Annotated in this window: 4 protein-coding genes; 1 reads left to right on the top strand and 3 read right to left on the bottom strand. The window is 71.2% G+C overall.

The window, feature by feature from the left end; all coding sequences use genetic code 11:
* The coding region (locus tag RMO04_RS06030) for a bifunctional folylpolyglutamate synthase/dihydrofolate synthase (RefSeq protein ID WP_405041465.1) at positions 1-864 on the top strand (864 nt) is incomplete at its 5' end.
* A gap of 13 nt (positions 865-877) precedes the next feature.
* Here the strand turns inward: RMO04_RS06030 and trxA are convergent.
* The 3 genes from trxA to addB all read right to left on the bottom strand — a co-directional run.
* Complete coding sequence (gene trxA / locus RMO04_RS06025; protein ID WP_309643886.1) at positions 878-1201, bottom strand: thioredoxin; 324 nt, start codon at positions 1199-1201, stop codon at positions 878-880.
* Positions 1202-1281: 80 nt separating this feature from the next.
* Complete coding sequence (addA, locus tag RMO04_RS06020) at positions 1282-4755, bottom strand: double-strand break repair helicase AddA (RefSeq protein WP_309643885.1); 3474 nt, start codon at positions 4753-4755, stop codon at positions 1282-1284.
* Positions 4752-7516 (bottom strand): double-strand break repair protein AddB (gene addB / locus RMO04_RS06015; protein ID WP_309643884.1); only part of this gene is annotated, 2765 nt, incomplete at its 5' end. The genes addA and addB, both read right to left, overlap by 4 nt.

Below are 7516 nucleotides of genomic sequence, written 5' to 3'. Positions count from 1 at the left end.
AACATCTTCGACGCCCCGGCGGTCAGCGTGATCACCCCCGTGGACTACGACCATCTCGAGATGCTGGGCCCTGAACTCGGCAAGATCGCCTGGGAGAAGGCCGGGATCATCAAGGCCGGACGTCCGGTGGTCGTCGCGCGCCAGCTTGAAGAGGGCGAGGCGGTGATCCTGGCGGAGGCGGAGCAGCTCGCCGCCCCGGTCACCCTGATGGGACGCGACTTCGACGCCTGGGAGGAACGCGGCCGGCTGATGGTCCAGATGGCAGATCAACTCTACGACCTGCCGGCGCCCAGCCTGTTCGGCGGCTATCAGTTCGCCAATGCGGGGCTGGTGGTGGCCGCCGCGCTCGCGCTCGGCGATCCGCGCATCGACGAAGCGGCCCTGGCCAAGGGCGTATCCTCGGCGGTCTGGCCGGCGCGGTTCCAGCGGCTGACGGAAGGGCCGATGGCGGCCCTGGCCCAGGCGCGTGGCGCCGATCTCTGGTTGGACGGGGGGCATAATCCCCACGCCGGCCGGGCCCTTGCCGAGGCGGCGGGGCGTCTGGTCGCCCGCGATCCGCGGCCGTTGGTCCTGGTGACCGCCATGTTCGCCCGCAAGGACGCGCTCGGCTTCTTCCAACCCTTCGCCGACCTGAACGCCAAGGTGTTCACAACCACCTTCGACTCCGGCAACGCGGCGGACGCCCACGACCTCGCCACCGCGGCGCAGGCCGCGGGGCTGGAGGCAGAGATCGTGTCGGATGTGGAAGCCGGACTGCGGCGGGCGCTGGAAGGCTCCGGTCCCCCGCCGCATGTCCTGATCTGCGGCGGGCTGGACTTCGCCGGCGAAGTGCTGGCCATGAGCCCGGAGACGTGGCCGAGTTAGGCCGAAGCGGTGGTTAGACCCCCGCCTCGCTCAGCCAATCCAGGATCTTCTGCTTGGGCATGGCGCCGACCTTCATGGAGGCCATCTGGCCGTCCTTGAACAGCATCATGGTGGGGATGCCGCGCACGCCGTAGCGCGAGGGGGTCGTGGGCGAATCCTCGATATTCAGCTTGGCCACGGTGACCTGTCCGGCCAGTTCGCCGGCGATCTGCTCCAGGGCCGGGGCGATCTGCTTGCAGGGACCGCACCACTCGGCCCAGAAATCCACCAGCACGGGCTTGGAAGCCTGCAGGACGTCCTTCTCGAAGGACTCGTCGGTGACCGTAACGGTGCTCATAAAAAGCTCCTCATAGCGTGGCTTTGGGAACGCCCAACCACGACTCTCGATCCGCGATGTAAGCGGCCCATGCTCCGGTATCAACCGCCGCGACGCAGGTCGGCAAGGGCTTGGACCAACACGTTTTCTGGAACCGCCATCAGTTTCGGGCCGTCCGTCCACACAAGGGCGGCCTCGATCGCCTTGCCGGGGAACACCTCGGCCAGCACGGCGGCGTAGACCGCCATCTGAATGAGGTAGGCGGGGTCGGCTTCCTCGATGCGGTCGGGGGAGGGGCGATTGGTCTTGAAATCCACCACCAGGACCCGGTCCTCAAGCACGACCAAACGGTCGACGCGACCGGAAATGTTCAGGCCGGCGGGCAGGGCCCTGGCCGGCCCGGCAACCGACACCTCGGCGCGGCTGCCGGGCCCGAACACCTCGGCGAAGCGGACGTCGTTCAACACGGCGAGCGCTGCTTCGATCATCTCCGTGCGCTGAGCGTCGGTCAGGTCCCGTTCTCTACGCAGGATGCTCGCGGCCGCGTCCGGACGCTCGGCCTGCGGAAGGTCAGGCAGGATCTGGAGCAGACGGTGGATCAGGTCTCCGCGCCGGAACCGGCCAAGGCCGCCCTGGACGGCCAAGGGCGAGGCGGCGGGCGCCGCCACGTCCTCGCCGAGCTGGGACGGGGAGGCGTAGCGGGCATAGGCCTCGGCGCGGGCGGGCGCGGTGGTCCAGGCCGGCGCCGGGCGGACCTGCGCCAGACCCGCCGCCGCCGCGCCCATGGGAACCGGGTCGTCGCCGAAGCGCAGGATCTCCATGCCGCCCTGGTTCACATGGCGCTTGTCCGGCGAGACCTGCGCATGCTCGAAGGCCGCGGTCAGCGCGCCCCACCAGCCCTTCAGGTTCTCCTCCTTGGCGTTGGCCGCGACCCGGCCGCACAAGACCAGCCGGTCGCGAGCGCGGGTCAGCGCCACGTAGAGCAGGCGATAGGCCTCGTCGTCCTCCTTGCGCGCCCGCCACTCGCGGGCCGCCGCCGAGGCCTCGCAGTCGCCGGTCTTCGACGCGCTCCACAGGAAGCCGCCCCGCTCGGTGGGCATCAGGGGCGAACCGCGCGCGCCACGCGACAGGGTCGTCTCCGGCAGGAAGACGATGGGCGCCTCCAGGCCCTTGGCGCCGTGGGCGGTCATCACCCGGACCTCGTCGCGGCCGGCCTCCATCTCGCGCTTGACCACGATGTCGAGGCTGGCGAAGGCGGCGGCCAGGCTTTCCAGGTCGTCCACGCCGCGCCCCTCGGCCGCCAGGACCTGGGCCAGGAATTCGTCCAGCGCGTCCTCGGCCTCGCTTCCCAGACGTCGCAGCAGCCGCTGGCGCATGGAGCGGCCGTCAGATCCCTGGGAGCCCAGCAGACGGGCGTAGAACTCGAAGGGCCGACGGGTCGCGCCTTGAGACCGCAGGTCGGCCAGGAGGGCATAGGCCTCGCCCCACACCGGCCGTTCGCCCGCTCGCTCAGCCAGGGTCGTCCAGAGCCCTCCCTCGCGCCCCTTGGCCAGGGCGTAGAGGCTGTCGTCGTCCAGACCGCACAGGGGGCTCTTCAGCAGGGCCGCCAGGGTCAGCTCGTCGGCCGGGAACTGCACGAAGCGCGCCACGGCCAGCAGGTCGTCGAAGACGATGTGCTCGCTGAGCGCCAGGCGGTCGGCGCCGGCCACCGGGACCTTGCGATGCTTCAGGGCGCGCAGGATCTCCTCGAACAGCGCCTTGCGTCGGCGCACAAGGATCAGCACGTCCTTGGGCCTGGCGGGTCGCCAAGCCTTGTCGTCCTTGTCCCAGATGCGGTCGCCGCGCGACAGCAGGGCGGCGATCTCGGCGGCGATCTTGGCCGCCAGGCGTTTGTTGGCGCTGCCCTCCGCCTCCTCGTCCAACGGCGCGTCCCAAGCGTTGCGGTCGTCGCCGGGAACTTCGCGCTCCAAGGGCCATAGGTCCACGCAGCCGACGTGATCGCGCACCGCCGTATGGCGGATCACCTCGACCTGGGCACGGGGCAGGATCGCCTGCGACAGCTCGGCGGGCGCGAAGGCGGCGTCGACGAAGGCCAGGACCTGCGGCGTCGAGCGCCAGGAGGTCAGCAGGTCGACGCGCTTGAACAGCGAGCCCGCGCCCTCCGCCCGTTGCTTGTGGAATTCGAACTCGCGGATCAACAGCTCGGGTCGGGCGCCCTGGAAGGAGTAGATCGACTGCTTCTCGTCGCCCACCACGAACATGTTGCGTTCCAGCCGTGGCCGGCCGACCGGCGAGCCGGCGCCGGAGAAGAACTCCTCGGTCAGGGCGCGGACAATCTCCCACTGCTCGGGCGCGGTGTCCTGGGCTTCGTCCACCAGGATGTGGTCGATGCCGCCGTCCAGCTTGTAGAGCACCCAGGCCGCCATGGGCGCCGAGGCCACCAGGTCGCGGGTCTTCTCGATCAGGTCGGCGAAGTCCAGCGCGCCGGAGAAGGACTTCTCCAGGCGATAGGCCTCCAGATAGGCGTGGGCCAGGACGAGGGCGGCCCTGGTGTCCAGCGCCACCTGCGCGCCGCGCAACCGTTCGCGAACCTCGGCCAGCCGATCCTGCTCCAGCAGCAGGAAGCTCCGCAGGTCCTCGCGGCTCTTGAGGCCGCTGGTCTTGGCGACCCAGGTCCGCGCGGTCCCCGCGCCATCCTCGGTGAAGAGCAGCTTTAGACAGTCGCTGAGGGTCGCCTGCGGGTTGGCGGCGATGGCGTGCAGCTTGCCGGCGTTGTCCTGGTCGGTCTTGGTCCCGTTGCGCAGGACGTCGGCGCAGGCGATCCAGCCGTTTTGGTCGAGGTCCTCCATGGCCTCGGCTTCCAGCGCCACGGGATCGATCTCGCCGCCACAGCAGACGTTCCAGACATCGGCCACCGCGCCCTCAAGCCCGCCCTTGGCCTCGAGATAGGCCGCCAGCCGACCACGCGCGGTCTCGAAGGCGGCGAACATCGCCTGGAAGCTGGCGAAGTCGAGGGCCACGCTGAACCGGGCGTAGGCGTCGGCCACGTGGCCCTCGCCGCGCAGGGCGTGGCGGGCGACGGCCTTGCGGGCGGCCGCGGCGATGGCTGCAGAGGCCGAGTCGTCCATCACCTTGAAGCCCGGCGAGACCCCGGCCTCCAGCGGGAAACGCCGCAGCAGCTTCTCGCAAAAGGCATGGATGGTCTGGATCTTCAGGCCGCCGGGGGTCTCCAGCGCCTGGGCGAACAGAGCTCGCGCCTTCGAGATGTCGCGGTCGTAGCCCTCGAGCGGCAGGCCTTCCAGGTCGGCCAGGTCGCGGCGCAGGCCGTCGCTGTCCTGCACCGACCAGCCGCCCAGCAGGTCGTACAGCCGTCGCTGCATCTCGGCGGCCGCGGCCTTGGTGTAGGTGACGCACAGGATGGTCTCGGGCTCGGCGCCGGCCAGCAGCAGGCGCGCCACGCGGTCGATCAGGGTCTTGGTCTTGCCCGACCCGGCGTTGGCGGTGACGAAGGCCGAGAGTCCGGGATCGGCGGCGACCCGCTGGGGATCGGGGTTGGGCACGAGGGTCAGGCTCATTCGCCATCCTCCTCGCCGCTGGTCGACCATTCGAACACCCGGGCCAGGTGGTCGTAGTCGCTCATGTGCAGCTTCACGAACTGGGGGGCGACGCGCGAGGTGTAGGGCCGCCCGGCGTCGAACTGGCCGATGAGTTCGCTCAGGCCCTCATAGGCTTTGGCGGCGGCCAGCGCGCTGGCGTCGCCGGGCATGGCGCGGACGGTCTCGCGGCCGGCTGGCTTGCGGCCGGTGATCTCCAGATAGGTCAGTTCGCCAGGCTCCGGATGGCCCAGTCCCTTGAAACCGCCCGCCTGCAGGATGGCGGCGGTCAGGGTGAGTTGGGGGGAGAACCCGGTATCGACCATCTTTTGCGAAGGCGCGGCCCCTGTCTTGTAGTCGAGGATGTGGCCGAAGCCCTGGGGGTCGATCTCGATGCGGTCGGCCTTGGCCGTGACCGTGAACGGGCCGCCGCTCAGGGGCAGAGTGAGCTCGCCGGCCTTCTCCACATGAATGGCCCGCCCGTCGGCGCGGCGGCGCTGCTCCAGGTCGGCGACCCAGGCGGCTGCCTCGCGGGCCAGGGCGGCTTCGCGGGCGAGCGCCTCGTGCGGCATGCCGGCGGCCTCCAGCTCGGCGAGATACAGGGCCTCGAAGATCTCCGCCGCATCGTGAGGCAGCTCGGCGGGATGGTCGGTGGCGAACCGTTCGAAGGCGGCGTGGATCGCCGTGCCGCGCGCGCGGGCCTCCACCGCCTCGTCAGGCCGGTCCAACTGGAACAGCTTTAGGATATCGCGGGCCCAGACGGCGTAGGGGTCTCGGGTCAGGGCCTCGATCCGGGTCACGGCCATGCGGCGCGGGCGGTCGGCCAGGGGCGGGTTTGGCGCGGGACGCTTGACGGGATCGTAGCCGCCGGCGTCGTCCAGCGATCTCGCCCAGGCCAGGATCTCCGGCCGTCCGGGAAGGTCGATCTTCGCGCCTCGCGCCAGGGTTTCCAGCCGCCACAGCCAGCGGGACTTCACCGCCGGCGCGCCCTCGCGGCGCTCGGAGTGCAGCAGGATCACCTCAGGGGCGCAGGCGGCCTGGGCGAAATCGTGGGCGGCGAGGCCCACCCGGCGCTCCGGCGGCGGCAGGCCCAGGGACTTGCGCATGGGCCGCGACAGGAACGGGTCCAGCGGCGCGCCTTGTGGCCAGACACCTTCCTCCAGACCGGCCACGATCAGCCGGTCGGCGCGGGTGAGGCGGGCCTCGATGGCGCCCAGGATGCGCAGGCGCGGATGGGTCGCTCCGCCGGTGCGCACGCTCTCACCCGCCATCAGCCGAGTCAGCAGGTCGGCGAAGCCCCGGGGGCTGGCGGCGGGCAGGCCGTCGGAATCGTGCATCAGGCCCGACAGCAGCCGGGCCAGGGCCTCGCCGCCGTGGCCGGACCAGAGGTCGTCCCCGGGCGCCAAGGCCTCCAACGTCTGCGTCAGGCGGCGCGCCAGATCGGCGGGCGCCCTCGGCTCGTTGGCGGATTCCGGGAACAGATCGCCGAGGCGCCCCGCCAGGGCCGTGGCCTGATCGACGTCGCTGAACTTCGCGTCCGTCCGTCGCCGCTCGAGCTGGGCCTCGAGGGCCGCCCAGGTGGTCTTGCGCGGGCCGCGCAGGGCGCAGAGCTCCAGGGCCACCCGCTGACGTTCCAACGCCTCCGGCTCCAGCCCCAGCGTGGTCAGGGGATGCTTGAGGATCGCCAATAGGCCGATTGGGTCCAGCGGATCGACCCTCGCCCGAGCGACCAGTCCCGCCAGCACGCCGCAGGAACAGCCTGACAGCGCCCAGCCGGCCGAGGAGTCGGCGGCCACGCCCCAACGGGCAAGCTTGGCGGCCACCCGCCGCGCCAGGGTCTGGTCCGGCGCCACCAGGGCGGCGGTCTTGCCGGGCGTTTCCAGGACCTCGCGCAGCAGCAGGGCCGCCACCGTGGCGGCCTCGTCCTCGGCGCGGGCGGTGACGACGCTTAAGCCCACCAGCCCCTCGGCGACGGGATCGACGCCCTCGGTCTCTCCTTGGGTGCGGAGGGTCTCGATGACGGTCAACCAGTCGGCGGTGCGCTGGGGCGGGCGCAGCGCCTCATTGATGACGCGCAGCCGCCAACGGCCATGGGACTCCAGCGTCTTCGAGGCGGGCCAAACCGCGACCTGCCCCCGCGCGATGTCGCCGTCGTCCAGCAGGCGCTTCATGGCGCCTTGAGGATGCTGCTCGCCCACCTCGCCCCAGGCGTCATCAGCCAGGTTCAAGTCTAGCCCCGGCAGCACGACGGCGCCCTGAGGCAGTTCGGCGATGACCCGCAACAGGTTGGCGGTGGCCGGCGCCGTGCCGGTCGAGCCGGCGGCGATCAGCACCCCCTGCGGCGGATGAAAGGTCCAGGCGTCGGCCAGCTTGCGCAGCAGGGCGACCCGGCGCCGGGTTACGTCCACCAGACCCATCGCCTCCAGGCGCCGGGGCCATTCGGTGAGCGCCGTCTGCAGGAAGTCGCGGCTGACCTTCCAGTGCTCGGCCAGTTCGCCGGAGACCAGGTCGTCAAGGCCCTCGCCTTCCGCCTCCTCGATCTGCAGGCTGTCCAGGAAGCCGCCCAGGGCGTCGGCGAGCTCCAGGGCGGCGGAGGCGTCCAGCTCGCGGTTCAGACGGCCCTCATGGGCCTTGACCAGCCGGGTCAGCTCGAAGCGCCGCTGCAACGCCCCGATGGCGGACGGCAGGTCCAGGGCCAGGTCGCCGGGTTCGAAGGGCGGCTCGCCCTCGTCCAGGTCGCCCA

The sequence above is a fragment of the Phenylobacterium sp. genome, from assembly GCF_031412415.1.
In the GTDB taxonomy this organism is placed as follows: Bacteria; Pseudomonadota; Alphaproteobacteria; order Caulobacterales; family Caulobacteraceae; genus Phenylobacterium.
Note: the sequence above shows the minus strand (reverse complement) of the source record. Positions and strands in the feature narration are given on the sequence as shown.

What these genes read in the sequence shown, in the direction of transcription:
- trxA (WP_309643886.1), bottom strand. Translation starts at nt 1,201, where the DNA reads ATGAGCACCGTTACGGTCACCGACGAGTCCTTCGAGAAGGACGTCCTG.
- addA (WP_309643885.1), bottom strand. Translation starts at nt 4,755, where the DNA reads ATGAGCCTGACCCTCGTGCCCAACCCCGATCCCCAGCGGGTCGCCGCC.